Annotated in this window: 22 protein-coding genes; 5 read left to right on the plus strand and 17 right to left on the minus strand. The window is 74.4% G+C overall.

Going from position 1 to position 22,581, the window contains the following annotated elements:
• Positions 1–123: 123 nt before the first annotated feature.
• From BMW27_RS17955 to hisC, 3 genes are all read right to left on the minus strand, one after another.
• Positions 124–690 carry a 2'-5' RNA ligase family protein gene (locus BMW27_RS17955; RefSeq protein ID WP_091446539.1) on the minus strand — a complete coding sequence of 189 codons (567 nt, stop codon included), beginning with the start codon at positions 688–690 and terminating at the stop codon, positions 124–126.
• Positions 687–1,709: a tryptophan--tRNA ligase gene (gene trpS, locus BMW27_RS17960; protein ID WP_091446541.1), complete on the minus strand. Its 1,023-nt coding sequence runs from the start codon at positions 1,707–1,709 to the stop codon at positions 687–689. The genes BMW27_RS17955 and trpS overlap by 4 nt, the downstream gene beginning before the upstream one ends.
• A gap of 63 nt (positions 1,710–1,772) precedes the next feature.
• Positions 1,773–2,885: a histidinol-phosphate transaminase gene (gene hisC / locus BMW27_RS17965; protein ID WP_091446543.1), complete on the minus strand. Its 1,113-nt coding sequence runs from the start codon at positions 2,883–2,885 to the stop codon at positions 1,773–1,775.
• Between the two features lie 69 nt (positions 2,886–2,954).
• On the opposite strand from hisC, the gene galE reads away from it, so the two are divergent.
• Positions 2,955–3,956, plus strand: coding sequence for a UDP-glucose 4-epimerase GalE (gene galE, locus BMW27_RS17970; RefSeq protein ID WP_175486559.1), 1,002 nt, complete (start codon positions 2,955–2,957; stop codon positions 3,954–3,956).
• Positions 3,957–3,984: 28 nt separating this feature from the next.
• On the opposite strand, the gene BMW27_RS17975 is transcribed toward galE, so the two are convergent.
• On the minus strand, positions 3,985–5,319 hold the full coding sequence (locus BMW27_RS17975) for a hemolysin family protein (protein ID WP_091446545.1): 1,335 nt from the start codon (positions 5,317–5,319) through the stop codon (positions 3,985–3,987).
• Between the two features lie 287 nt (positions 5,320–5,606).
• On the opposite strand from BMW27_RS17975, the gene BMW27_RS24135 reads away from it, so the two are divergent.
• On the plus strand, positions 5,607–6,413 hold the full coding sequence (locus BMW27_RS24135; RefSeq protein ID WP_245743695.1) for a CAP domain-containing protein: 807 nt from the start codon (positions 5,607–5,609) through the stop codon (positions 6,411–6,413).
• Positions 6,414–6,712: 299 nt separating this feature from the next.
• On the opposite strand, the gene BMW27_RS17985 is transcribed toward BMW27_RS24135, so the two are convergent.
• The 4 genes from BMW27_RS17985 to BMW27_RS18000 all read right to left on the minus strand — a co-directional run bounded on the left by BMW27_RS17985 (position 6,713) and on the right by BMW27_RS18000 (position 10,272).
• Positions 6,713–7,927: an NADP-dependent isocitrate dehydrogenase gene (locus BMW27_RS17985; protein ID WP_091446547.1), complete on the minus strand. Its 1,215-nt coding sequence runs from the start codon at positions 7,925–7,927 to the stop codon at positions 6,713–6,715.
• A 114-nt stretch (positions 7,928–8,041) separates the two neighbouring features.
• Complete coding sequence (gene mdh, locus BMW27_RS17990; RefSeq protein ID WP_091446549.1) at positions 8,042–8,995, minus strand: malate dehydrogenase; 954 nt, start codon at positions 8,993–8,995, stop codon at positions 8,042–8,044.
• A gap of 105 nt (positions 8,996–9,100) precedes the next feature.
• Positions 9,101–9,400, minus strand: coding sequence for a DUF3017 domain-containing protein (locus BMW27_RS17995; protein WP_091446550.1), 300 nt, complete (start codon positions 9,398–9,400; stop codon positions 9,101–9,103).
• Positions 9,401–9,402: 2 nt separating this feature from the next.
• Positions 9,403–10,272, minus strand: a complete 870-nt coding sequence (locus BMW27_RS18000; RefSeq protein WP_091446552.1) for a bifunctional methylenetetrahydrofolate dehydrogenase/methenyltetrahydrofolate cyclohydrolase — start codon at positions 10,270–10,272, stop codon at positions 9,403–9,405.
• Positions 10,273–10,370: 98 nt separating this feature from the next.
• On the opposite strand from BMW27_RS18000, the gene BMW27_RS18005 reads away from it, so the two are divergent.
• On the plus strand, positions 10,371–10,994 hold the full coding sequence (locus BMW27_RS18005; RefSeq protein WP_091446554.1) for a hypothetical protein: 624 nt from the start codon (positions 10,371–10,373) through the stop codon (positions 10,992–10,994).
• Here BMW27_RS18005 and BMW27_RS18010 read toward each other — a convergent pair whose 3' ends face one another.
• The 9 genes from BMW27_RS18010 to BMW27_RS18050 form a co-directional block, all read right to left on the minus strand.
• Positions 10,995–11,633 (minus strand): pentapeptide repeat-containing protein, encoded by a 639-nt coding sequence (locus tag BMW27_RS18010; RefSeq protein ID WP_175486560.1) that lies wholly within the window; start codon positions 11,631–11,633, stop codon positions 10,995–10,997.
• 62 nt (positions 11,634–11,695) lie between these two features.
• Positions 11,696–13,246 carry a bifunctional phosphoribosylaminoimidazolecarboxamide formyltransferase/IMP cyclohydrolase gene (gene purH, locus BMW27_RS18015; RefSeq protein WP_091446556.1) on the minus strand — a complete coding sequence of 517 codons (1,551 nt, stop codon included), beginning with the start codon at positions 13,244–13,246 and terminating at the stop codon, positions 11,696–11,698.
• On the minus strand, positions 13,243–13,860 hold the full coding sequence (gene purN, locus BMW27_RS18020) for a phosphoribosylglycinamide formyltransferase (RefSeq protein ID WP_091446558.1): 618 nt from the start codon (positions 13,858–13,860) through the stop codon (positions 13,243–13,245). Before purN ends, purH begins: the two co-directional genes overlap by 4 nt.
• 97 nt (positions 13,861–13,957) lie before the next feature.
• Positions 13,958–15,148, minus strand: coding sequence for a cell division protein PerM (locus tag BMW27_RS18025; RefSeq protein WP_091446561.1), 1,191 nt, complete (start codon positions 15,146–15,148; stop codon positions 13,958–13,960).
• A 77-nt stretch (positions 15,149–15,225) separates the two neighbouring features.
• Positions 15,226–16,380, minus strand: coding sequence for a chromosomal replication initiator protein DnaA (locus BMW27_RS23520; protein ID WP_091446562.1), 1,155 nt, complete (start codon positions 16,378–16,380; stop codon positions 15,226–15,228).
• 215 nt (positions 16,381–16,595) lie between these two features.
• Entirely contained in the window at positions 16,596–17,474 is an 879-nt protein-coding gene (sucD, locus tag BMW27_RS18035; protein WP_091446565.1) for a succinate--CoA ligase subunit alpha, read from the minus strand.
• A 91-nt stretch (positions 17,475–17,565) separates the two neighbouring features.
• Positions 17,566–18,726, minus strand: coding sequence for an ADP-forming succinate--CoA ligase subunit beta (gene sucC / locus BMW27_RS18040; RefSeq protein ID WP_091446567.1), 1,161 nt, complete (start codon positions 18,724–18,726; stop codon positions 17,566–17,568).
• A gap of 150 nt (positions 18,727–18,876) precedes the next feature.
• Entirely contained in the window at positions 18,877–19,293 is a 417-nt protein-coding gene (locus BMW27_RS18045; RefSeq protein ID WP_091446568.1) for a hypothetical protein, read from the minus strand.
• Complete coding sequence (locus BMW27_RS18050) at positions 19,290–20,162, minus strand: hypothetical protein (RefSeq protein WP_245743696.1); 873 nt, start codon at positions 20,160–20,162, stop codon at positions 19,290–19,292. Before BMW27_RS18050 ends, BMW27_RS18045 begins: the two co-directional genes overlap by 4 nt.
• Before the next feature lie 327 nt (positions 20,163–20,489).
• On the opposite strand from BMW27_RS18050, the gene BMW27_RS18055 reads away from it, so the two are divergent.
• Both BMW27_RS18055 and BMW27_RS18060 read left to right on the plus strand, forming a co-directional pair.
• Positions 20,490–21,386, plus strand: coding sequence for an esterase/lipase family protein (locus BMW27_RS18055; protein WP_091446571.1), 897 nt, complete (start codon positions 20,490–20,492; stop codon positions 21,384–21,386).
• A 340-nt stretch (positions 21,387–21,726) separates the two neighbouring features.
• Positions 21,727–22,545, plus strand: a complete 819-nt coding sequence (locus BMW27_RS18060) for a M23 family metallopeptidase (RefSeq protein WP_091446573.1) — start codon at positions 21,727–21,729, stop codon at positions 22,543–22,545.
• Positions 22,546–22,581 lie beyond the last annotated feature (36 nt).

The following is a 22,581-nucleotide window of genomic DNA, read 5'->3' on the forward strand; positions in this document are numbered from 1 at the left end:
GTGCTGGAACGGCCCCGCTGCAGGGTCCCGCCCGGCCCCGTCCAGAGGCTCACCGCGAGCTTGCGAGTGGTGAGGAGGACGGGGTCCTCTTACGAACGGTGGGGAGGACGGGGGTCCTCTCGTTCAGTGCGGCGGGCCGGTGAGGGGGTACTCGCGGGCGACCACCCAGGCGCCGTCGGGAGCCTGCTCGAACTCGGTGAAGTGCTCCACCCGGAACTCCGCCGAGAGGTCGGACAGACCGCAGTAGGCCAGGTCCAGCATGTCCCCCGGCACGTCGTGGGCCACGGTCACGTGCGGGTGGTAGGGGTAGGACAGCGACCGGGCCAGCGGGCCGCGGCGGACGTCGTTGGCGATCAGCTCGCAGTTGCCGATGCCGCGGGCCACCGCGACGAAGACCACCGCCGAGACCGGCGCGAAGGTGCCGGTGCCCGACAGGTGCATGTCGAACGGCGGGTGGGTGCGGGCGACCTCGGCCAGGTGCTCGGTGATGGCCGGCCGGTGGGCGACCGGCACCTCGGTGGGCGGCAGCAGCGTCACGTGCGGAGGCACCGAGTTGGCCTGCGGGTCACCGACCTTGGCCCGCCAGTCGACGAACAGCTGCGACCAGGGCTCGGGGATGGGGACGACCACGCCCAGCACGGCGGTCCTCGCGGCGCTGCGGCTGCGCGGTACGAACGTGTCGTCGTTCATGCGGAGGACCCCGCCGGCGGCAGGAACCCCACCTTGTCGTAGACGTCGGCGACCGTGCGACCGGCGACCTCACGGGCTCGGGCCGCGCCCTGCGCCAGCGTGCGCTGCAGCTCGGCGGGGTCGTCGAGCAGCTCCTGGGTGCGTTGCCGGACCGGCGTCACGAAGTCGGCCACCACCTCGGCCAGCTCCTTCTTCAGGTCGCCGTACCCCCGGCCGGCGAAGTGCTCCTCGAGGTCGCCGACGCTGCGCCCGGACAGCGCACTGTGGATGGTGAGGAGGTTGGTGACGCCCGGCTTGCCCTCGGGGTCGGCCACGACCTCGCGGCCGGTGTCGGTGACCGCCGAGCGGATCTTCTTCGCGGTCACCTTCGGGTCGTCCAGCAGGAAGACGCAGCCGGCCGGCGGCAGGCTCTTGCTCATCTTCTTCTCCGGCGACTGCAGGTCGAGGACCTTCGCCCCGCCCTCGGGGATGCGCACGCTGGGGACGGTGAAGGTCTCGCCGAAGCGGCCGTTGAACCGGGTGGCCAGGTCGCGGGTCAGCTCCAGGTGCTGGCGCTGGTCCTCGCCCACGGGCACCTCGTCGGCCCGGTAGACGAGGATGTCGGCGGCCTGCAGCACCGGGTAGGTGAACAGGCCCACCGAGGCGCCGGCGGTGCCCTCGCGCTGGCTCTTGTCCTTGAACTGCGTCATCCGGCTGGCCTCGCCGAAGCGGGCCAGGCACTCCATCACCCAGGACAGCTGCACGTGCTCGGGCACGTGGCTCTGCACGAACAGGGTGCTGCGCGCCGGGTCGACGCCGAGCGCCAGGAGCTGGGCGGCCGCGGTCAGGGTGTTCCTCCGGAGCTCCTCCGGGTCCCAGTCCATCGTGATCGCGTGCTGGTCGACGACGCAGTAGAAGGCCTCCGCCGTCTCCTGCAGCGCGACCCACTGCCGCAGTGCGCCCAGGTAGTTGCCGAGGTGGAAGGAGCCCGCCGTCGGCTGGATGCCGGAGAGCACACGGGGAAGAGGCACGACGGCCATCAAACCAGCCGTTCCCGCACGGTGGGACCGCACGTGCCGAACACCCTCGTCACCGACGGTGGTTCAGGCGACCGTCGCTGCCGACCGGGCCTGGTCCAGCGCGGCGAGGAAGACGTCGTCCTCCTCGGGCGTGCCGACCGTCACCCGGATCCCCTCCCCGGCGAACGGCCGGGTGATGACCGCCCGGGACTCCAGCGCGGCCGCCAGCCCGGCGGCCTCCTCCCCGAGCGGGAGCCACACGAAGTTGGCCTGGCTGTCGGACACGTCGAGGTCGCGCTCGCGCAGCGCGGCGGTCAGCCGCTCCCGCTCGGCGGTGACCGCGGCGCACCGCCGCCGCACCTCGTCCTCGCTGGCCAGCGCGGCGACCGCGGCGGCCTGGGCGAGCGTGGAGACGCTGAACGGCACGTGGGTCCTGCGCACGGCGTCGGCGACGGCCGGGTCCTCGGCCACCAGGTAGCCGACCCGGAGCCCGGCCAGCCCCCAGGCCTTGGAGAACGTGCGCAGCACCGCGACGTTCGGCCGCCCGCGCATCAGCTCCAACCCGTCGGGGACCTCGGGGTCGGTGACGAACTCGCGGTAGGCCTCGTCGAGGACGACGAGGGTGTCGGTGGGGACGGCGTCGAGGAACCGCTCGAGCTCCCGCCGGCGCACCGCCGTCCCGGTGGGGTTGTTCGGGTTGCAGACGAAGACGACCCGGGTGCTCCCGTCGACGGCGGCCGCCATCGCCTCGAGGTCGTGGGTGTCGGCCGGGCCGCCGGGGCGACCGGGCACCAGCGGCACCTGCACGGCCCGTGCCCCGGCCACCCGGGCCAGCAGCGGGTACATCTCGAAGGAGCGCCAGGCGAAGGCGATGCTGGTCCCCGGGTCGTTGAACGCCTGCGCCAGCTGCTGGCAGAGCATCACCGCGCCGCAGCCGGTCACGACCTGGTCGGGGTCGACGCCGTAGCGCTCGGCGAGGGCGGCGGTGAGGACGACCGCGCCGTTGTCGGGGTACCGGTTGGTCTCCCCCGCGGTGGCGGCCAGGGCCTCGACGACGGCCGGCAGCGGCGGGAACGCCACCTCGTTGCTGGCCAGCTTCACCGCCCGCTCGACGCCGATCTCCCGGGCGAGGTCGGCGGGGTTGCGGCCCGGCCGGTAGGCGGGCAGCTGCTGCACCGCCGGTCGTGCGCTGACCACGTCCGATCCTCCTGACCGCGCCTCCGCGTCGCGCCCATGGGCGACCGCGCGCGGACTTAGGGTGGGCGCATGCGCGTTCTCGTCGCCGGTGGAGCCGGCTACATCGGCAGCGTAGTCACCGCCGCTCTCCTCGAGGGGGGTCACGAGGTGACCGTCCTCGACGACCTGTCGACCGGGCACGCCGACGCCGTCCCCTCGGGGGCCCGGTTCGTGCAGGCGTCGCTGCACGACTCCGCGCCGGTCCTCGCCGACGTCCGCCCGGAGGCGGTCCTGCACTTCGCGGCCAAGAGCCTGGTCGGCGAGTCGCAGGTCGAGCCGGGGATCTACTGGGACACCAACGTGTGCGGAACGCTCGCGCTGCTCGAGGCCATGCGCGCGGCCGACTGCCGGCGGATCGTCTTCTCCTCCACCGCGGCCACCTACGGCGAGCCCGAGCAGGTGCCGATCCGCGAGGACGCCCCGACCCGGCCGACCAACACCTACGGCGCCACCAAGCTCGCCGTCGACGCGATGCTGACCTCGTACGCGGCCGCGTACGACTTCGCGGCAGTGAGCCTGCGCTACTTCAACGTGGCCGGCGCCGCCTACGGCCTCGGCGAGCGGCACACCACCGAGACCCACCTCATCCCGATCGCGCTGCAGGTGGTGGCCGGTCAGCGGGAGCACCTGACGATCTACGGCGAGGACTACCCGACCGAGGACGGCACCTGCATCCGGGACTACATCCACGTCGAGGACCTCAGCGACGCCCACCTGCTCGCGCTGACCGCGCCGTCCCCGGGCGAGCACCGCATCTACAACCTGGGCAACGGCACCGGCTTCTCCGTGCAGCAGGTGGTCGACGCCGTCCGCGAGGTCACCGGGCACCCGGTGCCGGTCGAGGTCGGACAGCGGCGGGCCGGGGACCCCGCGCAGCTGGTGGCCTCCAGCGACCGGATCCGCAGCGACCTGGGCTGGGCGCCGAAGCACACCGACCTGACCGGCATCGTCCGCGACGCCTGGGAGTTGAAGGACCCTTCTGCTCCCCACCACTCGCACGCTCGTGGCGGGCCCCTGCAGAAGGGCCGTTAGCTCGCGGCGGGCCCCTGCAGAGGGGCCGTCAGCTGCCGATCGTGGTGGTCGGCACCTGGGCCGGGTCGACCTCGGGCTCCGGGGCGCGGCTGACCGAGATCCGCGCGATCCGCCGTCCGTCGAGCTCCAGGACGGTGAGCGTGCGCCCCTCGACCTCGACGCTGTCGCCGACGACGGGCAGCCGGCCGAGGTCGGCGAGCACGTAGCCGGCGACGGTCTCGTAGGGCCCCTCGGGCAGCTGCAGGCCGGTCGCCTCGCGGAAGTCGTCGAGGTTGAGCAGCCCGTCGAGCTCCTGCGGGCCGTCCGGCCGCTCGTCCCTGCCCTCGGTGACGCCCTCGTCGTACTCGTCGTAGATCTCGCCGATGACCTCCTCGATGAGGTCCTCGAGGGTGACGATCCCGTCGGTGCCGCCGTACTCGTCGACGACGATCGCCAGGTGCTGGTTCTCCCGCCGCATCTCCGACAGGGCGGTGAGGACGCCGGCGGTGCCCGGCAGCCGCTTGACCTCGCGGACCAGGTCGCCGACGGTCGCCGCGCGTCCGGCCGGGTGGTTGGGCAGGAACAGGTCGCGGACGTGCACGAAGCCCAGGACGTCGTCCTCGTCGCGGCCGACGACCGGGTAGCGGGAGTGGCTGGAGTCGTGCACCTGCTTGGCGGCCCGGCTGGCGGTCATCGACGCGTCGAGGAAGTCCACCTCGGTGCGCGGGGTCATGACCTCGCGCACCTCGCGGTCACCGGCCCGGAAGACCTCACCGATGAGCCGGCGCTCGTCGGAGCTCAGCGACTCGTGCGCCGTGACCAGGTCGCGCAGCTCCTCCTGGCTGATCGACTCCCCGCTGGCGGTCGGGTCCCCGCCCACCAGCCGGACGAGCAGGTTGGTCGACTTCGACAGCAGCCAGATGACCGGGCGCGACAGCTTGGCGATCGCGTTGAGCGGCGCCGCGACGAGCAGGGAGAAGCCCTCGGCTCGCTGCAGCGCCAGGCGCTTGGGGGTCAGCTCGCCGACCACCAGGGACAGGTAGCTGATCGCGATGGTGACCAGCACGAAGGCCAGCGGGTCGGCCAGCCGGGCGCGCATGCCGAGGGTGATGAACCACTCGCCGAGCGGCTGGGACAGCGTGCTGGCACCGAACGCGGCGGAGAAGAAGCCGGCCAGGGTGACGCCGACCTGGACGGCGGCGAGGAAGCGGTTGGGGTCGCTGAGCAGCCGCTGCACCGCCTGCCCGCGGCGTCCCCCCGACTCGGCCAGCGCGCGCACCTGCGACTCGCGCAGGGACACCAGGGCGATCTCCGCCCCCGAGAAGGCGCCGCCTATCAGGACGAAGACGACGACCATCAGGATGTTGAGCCAGACGTCGCTCACCGGCGGCGCACTCCCGTCGAGTGGGGCTGGGGGACGACGTCCATGCTGCCCGCTCACCCCCGCGGGAGCACCACCCGGGCGACGTCGGGCGGCCCACAGTGACCTCGGTCACCCCCTACTGCCGATCACGCTCTGCGTACGGCTACTCTTGCCAGAGTAACGATTCGTGATCTAGCACCTGGTGAGGATCAGCCCTCGTGCACCACATGCCGGCGGGTCCGCCGCTCTCTTCCCGCATCGCCGCGTCGCTCTCCCGGTGGGCTCGTCTGCTCCGCCTGCCGCGCCTCGTGCCCCTGCTGCTCGTGGTCGGTGCGGTCGCCGTCGTGACGGTCGGGGCGCCGATGGTGTCCGGGGCGGTGACCAGCTTCACCGACCCGGTGGCGCTCGAGTCGACCGCGACCTCGGCCGGCGCTCCCCCCGCGACGACCGGCACCGGCGGGTCCTCGTCGTCCCGTGGGTCGGCGGACGCCCCGCTCGTGCAGATGGGCGTCGACGGCGACCCGGCGCCGCAGACCCCCGGGACAGCACCGGCGCCCCCGTCGGCCGGGACGTCGACCCCCGTGGTCCCGCCCGTCGCGGCGGCGGAGGCCCCGGAGCCGACGTCGCGGTCCACCGGGGTCCCCGCTGCGGAGGAGCCCGCCGGCGCGGTCGAGCTCCCCGCCGTCGAGGCCGAGACCGGGCGGGCGCCCGTGGGGCAGGCGGCCGCCGCCGCAGCCGACCCCACCGCGGAGGCCGCGGTGCTGGCGCTGGTCAACGAGGCCCGCGCCGGCGCCGGCTGCGGCGCCCTCACCGCCGACCCGGCCCTGGCCGCGGTGGCGCGGGCGCACAGCGCGGACATGCGCGACCGCGACTACTTCTCGCACACCAGCCCCGAGGGGCTGTCCCCGTTCGACCGCGCCGAGCGGGCCGGCGTGGACTACTCGCGGGCGGAGAACATCGCCTTCGGTCAGGCCGACGCCGCCGCGGTGATGGAGGCCTGGCTGGAGAGCCCGGGCCACCGCGAGAACATCCTCGACTGCGAGCTCACGAGGCTCGGCGTGGGCGTCGCCGAGGGCCCAGGCGGCCCCTGGTGGACCCAGCTCTTCGGCGCCTGAGAGAGGACCCTCCTGCCCCCACCACTCGCAGGCTCGCGGCGGGGACCCTGCAGGAGGGCCGGGCCCGGTCAGAGGGCGCTCAGCGTGTGTCCACCGGGCCACGAGGGCCGCAGGGTCCCTGAGGTCGGCGGGCGGTCAGGTGCAGGACCGTCCAGCCCGCGGCGACGAGCGCGTCGAGCCGGCGCCGGTCCGGACGAACTGTCCCCGGTCACCGCGCCGGGCGCCGTCGTACTCGGCCCCGTGAGGGCACGGTGGCCCCCTCACCCGGAGGTGAGGGGGCCACCGTCAGGACAGGACGCTCAGGCCATGGCCTTCTGCAGGTTGCCGTCGATGGCCGCCAGGAAGTCCTGGGTGGTCAGCCACGGCTGGTCCTTGCTGATCAGCAGGGCGAGGTCTTTGGTCATCTGGCCGCTCTCGACGGTGTCGATGCAGACCTTCTCCAGGGTCTCCGCGAAGCGGGTCACCTCGGGCGTGTCGTCCAGCTTGCCGCGGTGGGCCAGGCCCCGGGTCCAGGCGAAGATCGACGCGATCGGGTTGGTCGAGGTCTCCTTGCCCTGCTGGTGCTGCCGGAAGTGCCGGGTCACCGTGCCGTGGGCGGCCTCGGCCTCGACGGTTCGGCCGTCGGGGCTCATCAGCACCGAGGTCATCAGGCCCAGCGAGCCGAAGCCCTGCGCCACGGTGTCGGACTGGACGTCGCCGTCGTAGTTCTTGCAGGCCCAGACGTAACCGCCCTCCCACTTGAGGGACGCCGCCACCATGTCGTCGATGAGCCGGTGCTCGTAGGTGATCCCGGCCTGCTCGAACTGGTCCTTGAACTCGGACTCGAAGACCTCGGCGAACAGGTCCTTGAACCGCCCGTCGTAGGCCTTGAGGATCGTGTTCTTGGTCGAGAGGTAGACCGGGTAGCCGCGCTGCAGGCCGTAGTTCATCGAGGCCCGCGCGAAGTCGCGGATCGACTCGTCGAGGTTGTACATCGCCATCGCGACGCCCCCGCCGGGGGACTGGAACACCTCGTGCTGGATCGGCTCGCCGCCGTCCTTGGGCTGGAAGGTGATCGTCAGCGTGCCCTCACCGGGGAACCGGAAGTCCGTGGCCCGGTACTGGTCACCGAAGGCGTGACGGCCGACGACGATCGGCTTGGTCCAGCCAGGCACCAGCCGCGGCACGTTCTGCATGATGATCGGCTCGCGGAAGATGACACCGCCGAGGATGTTGCGGATCGTCCCGTTCGGGGACCGCCACATCTTCTTGAGACCGAACTCCTCGACGCGGGCCTCGTCGGGGGTGATCGTCGCGCACTTGACGCCGACGCCGTGGCGCTTGATGGCCTCGGCCGCGTCGACGGTGATCTGGTCGTCGGTCTCGTCGCGCTTCTCGATGCCCAGGTCGTAGTACTCGAGGTCGACGTCGAGGTACGGGAGGATCAGCTGGTCCTTGATGAACTGCCAGATGATGCGGGTCATCTCGTCACCGTCGAGCTCGACGACGGTGCCCTCGACCTTGATCTTGCTCACGCGTTCTCCTCGCTAGCGCTCGTCGGCCGCGTTCGCGGCCGCTGCTCTGTCCACTGGTGCGCTTGCAAGCTCACGCACTGTGCGTTCTCTTCCCTGCAGCACTGACCGGGACGGTCAGAGGTCGGCCACGTCGGACTGCTTGGCGCGCACCGCCTCGGCCGCCTCGCGCAGCCCGGCGAGCTCGCTCTCGGTCAGGTCGCCCTCGACCACCCGGCGGATCCCGTCGCGGCCGATCTCGGCCTCGACCCCCAGGTAGACCCCGGAGATGCCGTACTCGCCGTCGACCCAGGCGCACACCGGCATGACCGCTCCGGAGTCCTCCATGACCGCGCGCGCCATGCGGGCGGCGGCCGCGGAGGGGGCGTAGTAGGCCGAGCCGGTCTTGAGCAGCGCCACGACCTCGGCACCACCGTTGCGGGTCCGGTCGACGAGGTGCTCGATGCGGTCGGCGGGCAGCACGTCGGCCAGCGGCTTGCCGTCGACGGTGCAGCGCGAGGGCACCGGCACCATCGTGTCGCCGTGCGAGCCGAGGGTCAGGGTGCGCACCGAGCCCACCGGGACGCCGAGCTCCTCGGCGACGTTGTTGCTGAACCGGGCGGTGTCGAGCATGCCGGCCTGGCCCATCACCCGGTTCTTGGGGAAGCCGGTGGCGAGCTGGGCGAGCGCGGTCATCTCGTCCAGCGGGTTGGAGACCACGATGACGACGGCGTCCGGCGAGGTCTGCGCGATGTTCTCGGCGACCTGCCGGACGATCTTCGCGTTGGTCTCGATGAGGTCCATCCGGCTCATGCCGGGCTTGCGCGGCAGGCCCGCGGTGATGACGACGACGTCGGAGCCCTCGGTGCCCTCGTAGGACCCGCCGCCGACGCCGACGACCCTGGTCTCGAAGCCCTCGATGGGCCGGGACTGGTTCATGTCGAGGGCCAGGCCCTCGGGTTTGCCCTCCACGATGTCGGTCAGCACGACCGTCTCGAAGACGTCGTACTCCGCGAGGCGGAGGGCGGTGGTCGAGCCGTAGAACCCGGCACCGACGACGGTCACCTTGCCGTTCCTGGGCTGCTCTGCCATGGCGGCAACCTATCGCTGGGCGGGGTCCCGCGCCCGGTCGGGGTGCGGCCCCCGTGCACGGTCCCGTCACGGGCCTGCGAGCGGCGGGGGACGAGGGGTCCTCGTTCAGCCGCCCGGGATCGCCAGCGTGAAGGCGGTCAGCAGGACGCCGACGCCGACCAGCAGGACGACGTCCACCGGCCGGCTGCGGACCGCGAGGAAGCCGACCCGGCGCAGCGGGAGCAGCAGCCGCAGCACTCCCCCACCGACCAGGGCCAGCCCGACGACGACCAGCCCGCGCCGCCAGTGCTCGAAGGTGACCATGAGCAGCCCGGTGCCCACCGTGAGCAGCACGACCAGCAGCGGCAGCTGCCGCAGCAGGCCGGCCAGGAACGGCCGGCGGGTGTAGAGCGGGGGGCGGGTCACGGTCAGGCGGACAGGACGTCCGCGGCGGCGGCCTGCTCGGCGGCGAGGACGACGTTCTGCAGCAGCATCGCCCGGGTCATCGGCCCCACCCCGCCCGGGTTCGGGGCGACGTGACCGGCGACGTCGACGACGTCCCGCGCCACGTCCCCGGCGATCCTGCCGTCGACCCGGCTGACGCCGACGTCGAGGACGGCGGCGCCCGGCTTGACGACGTCCCGGGTGACCAGGCCAGGGACCCCGGCCGCGGCGACCACGACGTCGGCACGGCGCAGGTGCGCGGCGAGGTCGCGGGTGCCGGTGTGGCAGAGGGTCACCGTGGCGTTCTCGCTGCGCCGGGTGAGCAGCAGCCCCAGCGGCCGGCCCACGGTGATGCCCCGGCCGACGACGACGACCTCGGCGCCGGCGATCGGCACGTCGTAGCGGCGCAGCAGCTCGACGATGCCCACCGGCGTGCACGGCAGCGGTCCCGGGACGTTGAGGACGAGCCGGCCGAGGTTCACCGGGTGCAGGCCGTCGGCGTCCTTGGCCGGGTCCATCCGCTCGAGGACGGCGCTCTCCTCGATGCCCGCGGGCAGCGGCAGCTGGACGATGTAGCCGGTGCAGGCCGGGTCGGCGTTGAGCTCGTCGACGACGGCGAGGACGTCGGCCTGGGTCGCGGTGGCCGGCAGCTCGCGCTGGATGCTCGCGATGCCGACCTGCGCGCAGTCCTTGTGCTTGGCGTCGACGTACCAGCGGCTGCCCGGGTCGTCACCGACGAGCAGCGTGCCCAGTCCGGGGCGGTGGCCGGCCGCGGTGAGGGCGGCGACCCGCTCGGTCAGCTCCGTGCGGATGGCCGCTGCTGTCGCCTTGCCGTCGAGAGTCGTCGCCTGCACGGCCGACAGTCTGCCGGAGGGGGGTCCGGGCGGAGCCACCCCGCCCTAGGCTCGCGGGTGCGGGCGTCTCCCCGCCCGTGGTTGCGCGAGGAGTGCACATGAGCGAGCGCGAGCAGACCCCGGCCGGCGGGGTGCGGGGCCCCGACGACTGGCGGGAACAGACGATCCCCGGCATCCAGCCGGTGGCCGCCCCGGTGTGGGCCGGCGCCCCCGGTCCGCCGCCGCCACCGGGGTACGCCCCGCGCCCGGCCCCGGAGTACTCGACCACGCCGGTCCGGGTGCGGCGCCCCGACAGCCTGGCCAGCCTGCTGCTGCTCATGGCCGGCATCGCCGCGGGTGTCAGCCTGCTGCTGCGCTGGCCGCCGATGAGCGACCTCACCGGCTGGGACCTGGTCCGCCGCGGCTTCGACGACGCCGCCGACGGTGGCGTCGCGGCGCTGTTCGACAACGGGTCCTGGCAGCCGATGGCCGTCGTCCTGGGCGGCGGGGTGCTGTTCCTGCTGGGCCTGCTCGTCGTCCTCCCGGCCCGCTCGCACCGCTTCCTCGGGGTGCTGGCGCTGCTGGTGAGCCTGGCGGCCGGCGCCGGGGTGCTGGTGCCGCTGGCCGGCGTCGACTGGGACCCCGCCGCGATCGACACGGGGTTCTGGTTCGCCGCCGCCGTCCCGGTGCTCGGCCTGCTCGGCGCGCTGAAGGCCCTGCTCACCGGCCCCCGCTGGCGGTGATCAGTCGACGACGAGGGCACCCTGGGCCCGCGCGACCTGGACGGCCTGGACCAGGTCGAGGCGGACGCCGGTCAGCTCGAACGCCCGCCAGTCCACCGCGTCGGTCGAGGCGCTGCGCAGGTCGGCGCCGCGCAGCGCCGCGCCCTGCAGCCGGGCCCGGTCGAGGTCGGCGCCGGTGAGGTCGCACTCGCGCAGGTCGGCGCCGGTCAGGTCGGCCTCCCGGAACCGCTGACCGGCCAGCACCAGGCCGGAGAGGTCGGCGCCGCGCAGCGAGGTCCAGCTCCAGTCGCTGTCGGTCGTGGTCATCGGGCGCAGCTGCGCGCCGGGGAACTGCGAGCCGGTCAGCTTGCAGCCGTCCCACGTGACGTCGAACAGCCGCGCGCGGTCGAACCGGCAGGACAGGAACGCCGTCCCCAGGTGCTTGGCCCCGCCCATCCGCACCCCGGTGAGCACGCACGCGTCGAAGACGCACCGTCGGGTGACCAGCTCCTCCAGCCCGGCGTCGTCGAACCGGCAGCGGCTGAACGTGACTCCGTCGAGCTCGGCACCCCACCAGTCGACGCGCGCGAAGTCCTCGGCCTCGACGACGGCGCCGGCCTCGGGCGGGCCCACGTGCGGCCGCGGCCCGGTGGAGGGCACGCGGCCCCCTCGCAGGGGCCCGCCGCGAGCCTGCGAGCGGTGGGGGGCGAGGGGGTCCTCCATCAGTGGGCGAAGTGCCGGGTGCCGGTCAGGTAGACCGGGATGCCGACGGCCGCCGCGGCCGCGACGACCTCCTCGTCGCGCACCGACCCGCCCGGCTGCACGACCGCCCGCACCCCGGCGTCGAGCAGCACCTGCAGGCCGTCGGCGAAGGGGAAGAACGCGTCGGAGGCGGCGACCGACCCGGCGGCCCGCTCCCCCGCCCGGGCGACGGCCAGCCGGGCGGAGTCGACCCGGTTCACCTGGCCCATGCCGACGCCGACGGTGGCCTTGTCGTGGGCCAGCAGGATGGCGTTGCTCTTCACCGCGCGGACCGAGCGCCAGGCGAACACCAGGTCGTCGAGGCCGGCGGCGTCCAGCGGCTCGCCGGTCGCGAGGGTCCAGGTGGTGGGGTCGTCGCCGGGGGCGTCGATGCGGTCGGCGCTCTGCACCAGCAGCCCGCCGCTGATCGGGCGCAGCTCAGTCGCTCCCTGCGCCGCCTCGCCCAGCCGGAGCAGCCGGATGTTCTTCTTCGCGGTGAGCACCTGCAGCGCGTCCTCGGTGAAGGACGGCGCGACGACGACCTCGGTGAACACCTCGGCCACCTGCTCGGCCGTGGTGAGGTCGACCTCGCGGTTGGCCGCGATCACGCCGCCGAAGGCCGAGACCGGGTCGCACGCGTGCGCCTTGCGGTGTGCCGCGGCGACGTCGGTGCCGACGGCGATGCCGCAGGGGTTGGCGTGCTTGATGATCGCCACGCAGGGGTCGGCGTGGTCGTGCGCGGCCCGCCAGGCGGCGTCGGTGTCGACGTAGTTGTTGTAGGACATCTGCTTGCCGTGCAGCTGCTCGGCGTGCGCGAGCCCCGGCCGGCCGCTGCGGTAGAGCGCCGCCTGCTGGTGCGGGTTCTCGCCGTAGCGCAGCACGTCGGCACGCTCCCAGCTCGCCGCCACCCACGTGGGGAACACCGACTCCTCGTCGGGTGCGACGACGCTGCCCAGCCACGAGGCGACGGCGATGTCGTAGCTCGCCGTGTGCCGGAACGCCGCGACGGCCAGCCGCTGCCGCTCGGCGAGCGTGAAGCCCCCGGCGGAGACCGCGGCCAGGACGTCGCCGTAGCGGGCCGGGTCGACCACCACGGCCACCGACGGGTGGTTCTTCGCCGACGCGCGGACCATCGCGGGGCCGCCGATGTCGATCTGCTCCACGCACTCGTCCGGGCTCGCGCCGGAGGCCACCGTCTCGGTGAAGGGGTAGAGGTTGACGACGACGAGGTCGAACGGCGCGATGCCGAGGTCCTCGAGCTGCTGCACGTGCTCGGGCTTCCGGCGGTCGGCCAGGATGCCGGCGTGCACGGCCGGGTGCAGCGTCTTCACCCGCCCGTCGAGGCACTCGGGGAAACCGGTGACCTGCTCGACCGGGGTGACCGGCACCCCGGCCCCGGCGATCCGGCGGGCGGTCGCGCCGGTGCTGACCAGCTCGACGCCGGCATCGGCCAGGCCGCGGGCCAGCTCCTCGATGCCGGTCTTGTCGTAGACGCCGAGCAGGGCGCGGCGGATCGGGGTGCGGTCGCTCATCGGGGGTCCTCCGGGGTCTGGGTGCAGAGGCGGGTGACCACGCGCGCCACCGTCTCCACCAGGAGCTCGCGCTCCACGTCCTTGATCCGTTCGTGCAGGCGCGCCTCGTCGTCCCCGGGGAGGACGGGTACCTCGCGCTGGGCGATGACCGGTCCGGTGTCGACGCCGGCGTCCACCCAGTGCACCGTGCTGCCGGTGACCTCGGCCCCGGCGGCGAGCGCGTCGCGGACGGCGTGCGCGCCCGGGAAGGCCGGCAGCAGCGCGGGGTGGGTGTTGAGCAGCCGGCCACCGTGAGCGGCGAGGACGGCGGGGCCGACGATCTTCATGAAGCCGGCGGAGACCACCAGATCGGGTCGGTGCACGGCGATGGCGGCGGCCAGCGCGGAGTCCCACGCGGCCCGGTCGGGGTGGTCGCGCAGCGCGCACGTGAAGGTGGCGATGCCGCGGCGCCGCGCGTGCTCGAGCCCTGGGGCGTCCCGGTCGCTGCCGACGGCGACCACGGCGGCCGGGTAGCCCGGGTCCTCTGCGGCCGTCAGGAGTGCCTCGCACAGCGTCCCGGTCCCCGACAGCAGGACGACGACCCGCGCCCGCGCGGACTGCTCGAGAGCGGGCACGGCAGCGACCCTATAAGGACCCCGTCCTCCTCATCCCTCGCACGCTCGGGACGAGCCTCTAGACGGGGCCGGCGCGGGATGGGGGCCGGGCACTCCCTCAGGCCAGCGAGCGCCAGCGAGTGACCGCGGCCGCGACCGCGGCGGCCACACCGGCCTGCAGCGCCACCGCAAGCCCCGTCGCGACCGGTGGCGCCCCGACGTCGGCCAGCGCGCCGTCGCCGAGCGAGCCACCGGCCACCCAGGCGAACAGGCCGCAGGCCAGTCCGAGCAGCAGGCCCGCCAGCACCCCCCACGACCCGGCGACGACCGAGCCCCCGTGGCCCAGCCGCCGGCCCAGCGTCGTGCCGGCGACCAGGCCCGCGAGCGCGGGCACCACCTGCGAGGCGAAGGCCAGCAACGGCACCGCCTGGGTGTCGGGCAGCGCGGCCAGCAGCGGCAGCGCCGGGACGGCCCCGAGCGTCACCCCGTGCACGGAGACGAGGGTGCCGCTGCCGACGGCGAAGCCCGGGCCGGCGGCCACGCCGATCGCGGCGGCGGCGGCGTTGGGCAGCAGCAGGACGCCGAGCACCAGCAGCCCGACCGCGCCCGCGCCGGACCCGCCGAGGGACCGCGACAGCGCGGCGTAGCCCCCGGTGTCCGCGGCCAGGGCCACCGCCACCACGAGCAGGCCGAGGGAGACGGCGGTCAGCAGCCCGGCCGCTGCCGCGCGCAGCAGTGGCCGCACCGGGCCGGGCGCGGCGTCCAGGGCGTCGTCGAGCAGGCCGGAGTCGCGCGCCGTCCCCCAGCCGACGGCGAACAGGGCGAGGACCGCACTCCCGATCGCGGACCGCAGCAGGTCGACCTGCGCCCCCTGGGTGTCCACGAGCAGCCCGACCAGCACCGACAGCAGCGTGTGGGTACCGACCGCGGCGGCCAGGGCGGCGGCGAGCGGCCGGCCGCCGGTGAGGTCGCAGGCGCGGACGACGCCGCGGCCGGCGCTGGACAGGCCCCAGGCGACGGCCATGGTCAGCAGCAGCGGCGCGAGCACCAGCGGACCGGACCCGAGCGTCACGCCGCCGCCCTGGGCGAGCAGCCAGAGCTGCCCGGCCAGACGCCCGGAGTCCGCGACCGGCAGCCCGCCGGCCGGATCGAGCGTCTGCACCACGACCGACGCGAGGCCCACGCCGAGCAGGCCGAGCACCGTGACGGCGGCGGCCGCCGCGGCGGCGAGGACCGGGGCGTGCCGCGACGGGCGGGTGCCCGGGTCCCGCTGCCCGGGCAGGCTCAGTCGGGCGAGCAGGGAGACCACGCCCCCACTGTCCCAAGGCCGGGCCGGGGATCGCCGGAGCACGCGCCCGACGATCCCGGCGCAGTGCGGCAGGAGGGCTACGCGGACGGGTCGGGCCCGGCACCGGAGGCGGTGGAGCCGCCGGGTCGGCCGGGACCGCGGTCGCCCTGCGACGGCGCCGGAGCGGCGCCCGGCCAGGGCTGCTCCGGCAGCGACGGCGACTGCTGCCCGTGGGCGGGCTGCTGCCCCAGGGGCTGCCACGGCTGACCCGGCTGCTGCTGGGGCGGCCAGCTCGCGCTCCCGACGGCCGCAACCGGCCGGGTGCGGAGCCGACGCAGCAGCGTGAGGACGGCGACGGTGAGGGCCGCGGCCGCGGCGAGGACGGTGAGCAGCGCGGACACGCTGAAGCCGCCCTCGAAGGTGCTCAGCCACTCGACCAGGGTCAGCAGGAGGGCCAGCGAGGTCAGTCCCACGGTCACGAAGCCATGGGGGAACGGCAGGCCGACGTCCACGACGGTGGGCAGCAGCGCCCACACCGCGGCGAGGACGAGCAGCACGGCGGCGGTCGTGACCAGCACGAAGTCGAAACCGTTGATCGACTCGGCGAAACCGAAGCCCAGGTCGAAGGTGAACCACGGGAGGGTGGCGAACAGCAGGAACGCCGCCGCGCTGAGCGCCACCAGGTAGTCGCCCCGATCCGGCCTCGTCCGGTCGGAGCCGACCCCGGTGCCGCTGCCGGCCGGCTGCCCGTACGGCTGTGGCACCGGCGCCTGCTGGCCGGGGGGCTGACCCCACGGCGGCTGCTGGCCGTACTGGGGCTGGCCGTACTGGGGCAGGCCGTACTGGGGCAGGCCGTAGCCCGGCGGCGAGCCCCACGGCTGCTGCCCGTACTGGGGCTGCCCGTACTGGGCCTGCCCGTAGCCGGGCCAGCCGTGGTCCTGCGGCGGGTACTGCGCGCTGTAGCCCGGCTGGCCCTCGTGCTGCTCCGCGTAGTAGCCCGGTTGCTGCCCGTACCCGGGCTGACCGTACGGCGGCTGGCCGTAGCCGGGCTGACCGTACGGCGGCTGCCGCCCGGGGCCGGGCCGACCGTGGTCCTGCGGCGGGTACTGCGCGCCGTAGCCCGGCTGCCGGCCGTACGGGGGCTGCTCCTGCTGCGGCTGCCCCGGCACGGGCGGCTCGTCGTCCGGACGGCGCTCCCCCTCGCCCGGCTGCTGCCCGTACCCGCCCGGCGGCTGCGGCGGCTGACTGGTCATCGCGGGGCGCTCCTCGGTGGGGGCTGGGAACTGCGCGGATCGTGGACACCGCCCGCAGGGCGTGCAGCCGCGGCGTCGCCATCATCCCCCGTCGGGCCGCCGCCGAGCCGCAGACGCGGCTGCCCGGGGACCCCGGTGCGGGGTCCCCGGGCAGCCGGTGACGTGCTGGGACCCTGCCGTGGGCCTGCGAGTGGCGGGGCGGAGGAGTCCTCCGATCAGGCGCCGACGATCTCCCGCATGAGGCGGGCGGTCTCCGACGGGGTCTTGCCGACGCGGACGCCGGCGGCCTCGAGGGCCTCCTGCTTCGCCTGCGCGGTACCGGCCGAGCCCGAGACGATGGCGCCGGCGTGGCCCATCGTCTTGCCCTCGGGCGCGGTGAAGCCGGCGACGTAGCCGACGACCGGCTTGGTGACGTTGGCCCTGATGAAGTCCGCGGCCCGCTCCTCGGCGTCGCCACCGATCTCACCGATCATGACGATGGCCTCGGTCTCCGGGTCGTCCTGGAAGGCCTGCAGGCAGTCGATGTGCGTGGTGCCGATGACCGGGTCGCCACCGATGCCGACGCAGGTGGAGAAGCCGATGTCCCGGAGCTCGTACATCATCTGGTAGGTCAGCGTGCCGGACTTGCTGACCAGCCCGATCCTGCCCTGCTTGGTGATGTTGGCCGGGATGATGCCGGCGTTCGAGCGCCCGGGGCTGATCAGGCCCGGGCAGTTCGGGCCGATGATCCGGGTCGAACCCCCCTGGGCGTGGGCCCAGAAGTAGGTCGAGTCGTGCACCGGGATGCCCTCGGTGATGACGACGGCCAGCCCGATCTGGGCGTCGACGGCCTCGATGACGGCGTTCTTCGCGCCGGCCGGCGGCACGAAGATGACGCTGACGTCGGCGCCGGTCTCCTTCATCGCCTCGGCGACGTTGCCGAACACCGGGACGCCGGCGCCGTCGAAGTCGACGCTCTGGCCGGCCTTCTTCGGGTTCACGCCACCGACGATCGCCGTCCCCGAGGCCAGCATGCGCTGGGTGTGCTTGCGCCCCTCGGAGCCGGTCATGCCCTGGACGATGACCTTGCTGTTCTCGTTGAGGAAGATCGACATCTCTCTGGTGTCCTGTTCAGAGGAGGACGGAGCGGCCCCCTTCCAGGGGCCCGCCACGAGCCTGCGAGTGGTGGGGAGGAAGGGGATCCTTCTAGGCGGCGAGCTCGGCGGCCCGGCGGGCGGCGCCGTCCATCGTGTCCACCAGGGTCACCAGCGGGTGGTTGGCCTCGGCGAGGATCCGCCGGCCCTCCTCGACGTTGTTGCCGTCGAGCCGGACGACCAGCGGCTTGGTCGCCTCGTCGCCGAGCATCTGCAGCGCGTGCACGATGCCGTTGGCGACCGCGTCGCAGGCGGTGATCCCGCCGAAGACGTTGACGAAGACGCTCTTCACAGCGGGGTCGGACAGGATGATGTGCAGGCCGTTGGCCATGACCTCGGCCGAGGCACCACCACCGATGTCGAGGAAGTTGGCCGGCTTCACGCCACCGAACTCCTCACCGGCGTAGGCGACGACGTCCAGGGTGCTCATCACGAGCCCTGCACCGTTGCCGATGATGCCGACCTGACCCTCGAGCTTGACGTAGTTGAGGTCCTTCTCCTTGGCCGCGGCCTCCAGCGGGTCGGCGGCGGCACTGTCCTCCAGGGCCTCGTGCTCCTGGTGCCGGAAGCGGGCGTTCTCGTCGAGGGTGACCTTCGCGTCCAGCGCGAGGACGGTGCCGTCGGGGGCCTTGGCCAGCGGGTTGACCTCGACCAGGGTGGCGTCCTCCTGGGCGAAGACCTCCCACAGCTGGACGGCGATGGCGATCACCTGGTCGCGCACCGCGGCGGGGAAGCCGGCAGCGTCGACGATCTCGGTGGCCTTGGCGGTGTCGACGCCGGTGGTGGCGTCCACGGGGATGCGGGCCAGCGCCTCGGGGCGCTCGACGGCGAGCTGCTCGATCTCCATGCCGCCCTCGACGCTGGCCATGGCCAGGAAGGTGCGGTTGGCGCGGTCGAGCAGGTAGGAGAAGTAGTACTCCTCGGCGATGTCACTGGCCTGGGCGACCATCACGCGGTGGGTGATGTGGCCCTTGATGTCCAGGCCGAGGATGTCCTGGGCACGCGCCCGGGCGTCCTCGGCGTCGTCGGCGAGCTTGACGCCGCCGGCCTTGCCGCGGCCACCGGTCTTCACCTGCGCCTTGACGACGACGGTGGTGCCGATCTCGCGGGCGATCGCCTCCGCCTGCTCGGGGGTCTCGGCGACGCCGCCGGGGAGCACGGGGACACCGTGCGAGGCCAACAGGTCACGGGCCTGGTACTCGAAGAGATCCACGAACAGGCACCGTATCCCCCGCGCGATCCGGGCCGTGCACCGGCGCTGGGAGGGTGGGCGGCATCACACGGCGCCGGCCACCCGGACTCCCCTGGTGACGAGGAGCCGGAGCCACGCGCTGGTCCGCCGCCGTCCCTGCGATCGCCCTGCTCACGGCCCGGGTGACCGCGGTGGCTCCCCGATGAGCTGCCCGCGCAGCCAGCCGGCGACCTCCGCCGGCGCGGTGCCGGGCGGGAAGAACCGGATTCCCCCGGGCAGCTCGGCGTCCGCTCCGCAGGCGAAGACGACGACGTCGTCCACGCCGCGGTCGGCGAGCAGCGCGGCGAGCCGGGCCAGCCGCTCGGCCGGGTCGGCGGGGAGCACCGGCAGGCCGACGGCGTCGACGTCCTCCTGGACGACCGTGTCGGCGAGCCGCTCGAGGGAGGACCGGCCGGCGTGCACGACCTCCATCCCGGTGTCGCGCAGGCCGCGGGCGAGGGCCACGGTGGCGTGGTCCTCCCCGCCGTCGCCCAACGCCCCGACCACCACCCGGACGCGCTCCTCGCCGGTCGCGCCGGGTGCGCTCACCGCTCGGGGGTCGGGCGCAGCCGCCAGGCCAGCACCGTGAGGACGACGTAGCCGACGCCGGCCAACAGCAGCCCGACGCCGGGCAGGGTCCACTCCAGCTCGTCGGAGACCGCTGCGTCGCGCAGACCGGTCAGCCCGGCGGCGAGGACGACGACGGCGATGGCCAGCAGCGCGCCGACCGCGGCCAGCCGTGGGCGCAGCGACGGCGCCAGCACCGAGCAGAGGACGACGGCACCGGCCAGCAGCAGTCCGCCGAGCAGGGCCAGCCCGGGCCGCTCGAGCAGCCCCTGCGGACCCTCCTGCTCGACGACGACCTGCAGCCCGGTCATCGGGTCGGTGACGATCCGGTCGGGGACGTCGGCGGCCGGCAGCACCAGGCACAGCACGGCGCCCACCCCCAACAGCACCGCGGCACCGGCCAGCGCCGGGCGGGCGGGGTCGAGCGAGCCCGCGTCCTCCATGACGGTGCGCCCCCAGGCCGCGACGGCGAACGCACCGGCCAGGACGGTGAGCCCGAGGGCGACGGCGCCCAGCACCCACCCGAGCCCGACGTCGACCGCGCTGGTGAGGACCCGCTGCCCGGCGATCACCTCGATCCCCGGCCGGACGGTGGAGGTGCTGGCCCGGTAGAGCTCGATCAGCAGCAGTCCGACGGACAGCGCGCCGCCGATCGAGGCGAAGGCGAGTCCGAAGCGGGGCACCCGGCCGGCGGCGAGGCCGCCACCGACCGCCACGGCGGTCAGCGGCACCACCAGGCCGGCGAGCAGGCTGGCTGCACCGGCGGACTGGGAGACCTCCGTGCCCCCGATGACGAGGTAGGTGGGGAACAGCCCGGCTGCGCCGACCACCCCCGCGAGGACGAGGAGCACACCTGTCAGGCGTGCGGTCGGCGGCGGGTCGCCCACGACCAGCCCGTCGGCCGGCGCCGCGGGGGTCGGCTCGGACGGCCGGCGGGGACCGGAGGGGCGGGCGGACGGACGCGCCGTCCCCCCTGCAGACCTGGTCGAGCGGTCGCGGGTGGAGCCATCGCGGGCGACCACGGTTCCCCCTTCGTCTCGGTCACGAACCGGCCACGCTCGTGGCGTCGATGTGACGAACACCACACAGCAGATTTACCGTCGGGTGAACTGGGCATCCCACGGAGGCCTCCAACCCCGGGGGACCAGCCCGGTCAACGGTCCTGACGGGGAGGAACGATGCACGCACTCAGCGACCCGGAGCCCGATCCAGCGTCGCACACGGGTGCCGTGGCGCCCGGAGCGCCACGGCACCCGCTGCGCTCGCTGATGACCCGGGCCGCGCTGACCGGCGGGATCACCGAACTGGCCCTCGTCGGGGCGCACGTGCTGATGTACCCCCTCGGCACCCGAGCCGACCGGCTGCGGCCGGACCCGCGGTGTCGCCCGGGCGAGCAGCCGCCCGCGGTCCGCGCCCTCTTCGCCGCCGACCCGCTGGCCGCCCGCGTCCCCGTCGTCCTGGTGCACGGCCTGATCGACAATCACTCGGTCTTCGCGGTGATGCGGCGCAGCCTGCGCCGTCGCGGCTTCACCTCCGTCTGCTCGTGGAACTACAGCCCGCTGCTGGCCGACGTCGGGCGCGGCGCCGCCGACCTCGGCCGGCACCTGCAGCGCATCTGCGAGCAGACCGGGTACGAGCGGGTGCACGTCGTGGGGCACAGCCTCGGCGGCCTGCTGGCCCGCTACCACGTGCAGCGCCAGGGCGGTGACCAGCACGTCGAGTCGCTGGTGACGCTCGGGACGCCGCACCAGGGGTCGGTGCTGGCGCACCTGCTGCCCACCCCGCTGGTCCGCCAGCTGCGCCCGGGCTCCGTGGTGCTGCGGGAGCTCGCCGAGCCCGCGCCGGGGGTGCGCACCTCCGTGATCGCCGTCTACAGCGACCTCGACCAGGTCGTCGTCCCGACCAGCGCCGGTCGCTGCGACCACCCGGACCTGCAGGCCCGCAACGTGCTGGTCCGCGGGGTCGGCCACATGTCGTTGCCCTTCCACCGCACCGTGCTCGACGAGGTCGCCACGACCCTCGCCGGCCGCCGGCAGCCGCACGCCGACGTCCCCGCCCCGGCCGCCGTCGCCTGAGAGGGCCCCGTCCTCCTCACCCCTCGCAGGCTCGGGGCGAGCCGCTGGACGGGGCCGGCCGGGGACGGGCCGCCTCATGCCCCCCGCCCGCCACACCCGTCACGCGTGGCGGGCGGTCGTGCGTTGCGACACCGCCACTCCCGTCACACCGGTCCCACCGGGCGCAGACACGTCGACACTCCGCGCCGGTGACCCGTCGCCGACCTGACTGATCGTTACGGTCCGATCACGGCGCCGGTACCCACCGGCAGGCGTCCCCGGACGTCTCCGCCGCCGTCGCTCCCCCGACGGAACGCCTCCGCGGCGCCCGCTCGGGGAGCGCTCACGAAGAAGGTGCCCCGTGACCCGCTCGACCGGCCCCGCGCTGCTGGAGCGACCGGGCACCGACCGTCAGCCCGCCGCCGACGTCGTCCGCGCCCTCCTCGCCGCCAGGACCGGCGCGGCACCGGCCGCCGAGACCCCCGAGCCGGACGCCGCCGAGCAGCCGCTCTCCGGCCGGGGCCGCCGCCTGCCCCGCCCGCCCGGCCGGCGCGGTCCGATCTGGCTCGCCGCGCTCGTCGCCGGCGCCGTCGTCGCCGCCCTACCCAGCACGCTGGGTTCGGACACGGCCGGGCTGTCGGTCAGCGCGGCCGACTACGGCCTGGGAGTCGCCTCCGAGGTCGGGTTCAGCGGCGACATGGAGGACGCCGGCGTGCGCCGCGGGATCACCGAGGCCGAGGCGCAGGCCCGGCTCGGCGAGCTGGCCGCCTCCCGCGCCGCCCGCGAACCCACGACCGTGCTGCCCGCCCAGGGCCGGCTCACCACCTGCTTCTGCATGCGCTGGGGCACGATGCACTACGGCATCGACCTCGCCGGGCCGCTGGGCACGCCGATCCACTCGGCCACCGACGGCGTCGTCATCCGCGCCGGCCGGGCCTCCGGGTACGGCAACGCCGTCTACATCCAGGACCCCGACGGCAACGTGCACGTCTACGGCCACATGCGCTACTACGACGTCGAGGCCGGCGACCTCGTGCACGCCGGCGACCAGATCGCGAAGATCGGCAACGAGGGCCAGTCCACCGGGCCGCACCTGCACTACCAGATCCACCGCGGGAGCATGAACGGCCGACCGATCGACCCGCAGGAGTTCCTCGCCGAGCGCGGCGTCACCGTGTGATCCGTCGGCCTCCGGCCGACACCGCGGCCAGGTTGC

It is taken from the genome of Geodermatophilus poikilotrophus, assembly GCF_900111455.1.
Lineage (GTDB): Bacteria > Actinomycetota > Actinomycetes > Mycobacteriales > Geodermatophilaceae > Geodermatophilus > Geodermatophilus poikilotrophus.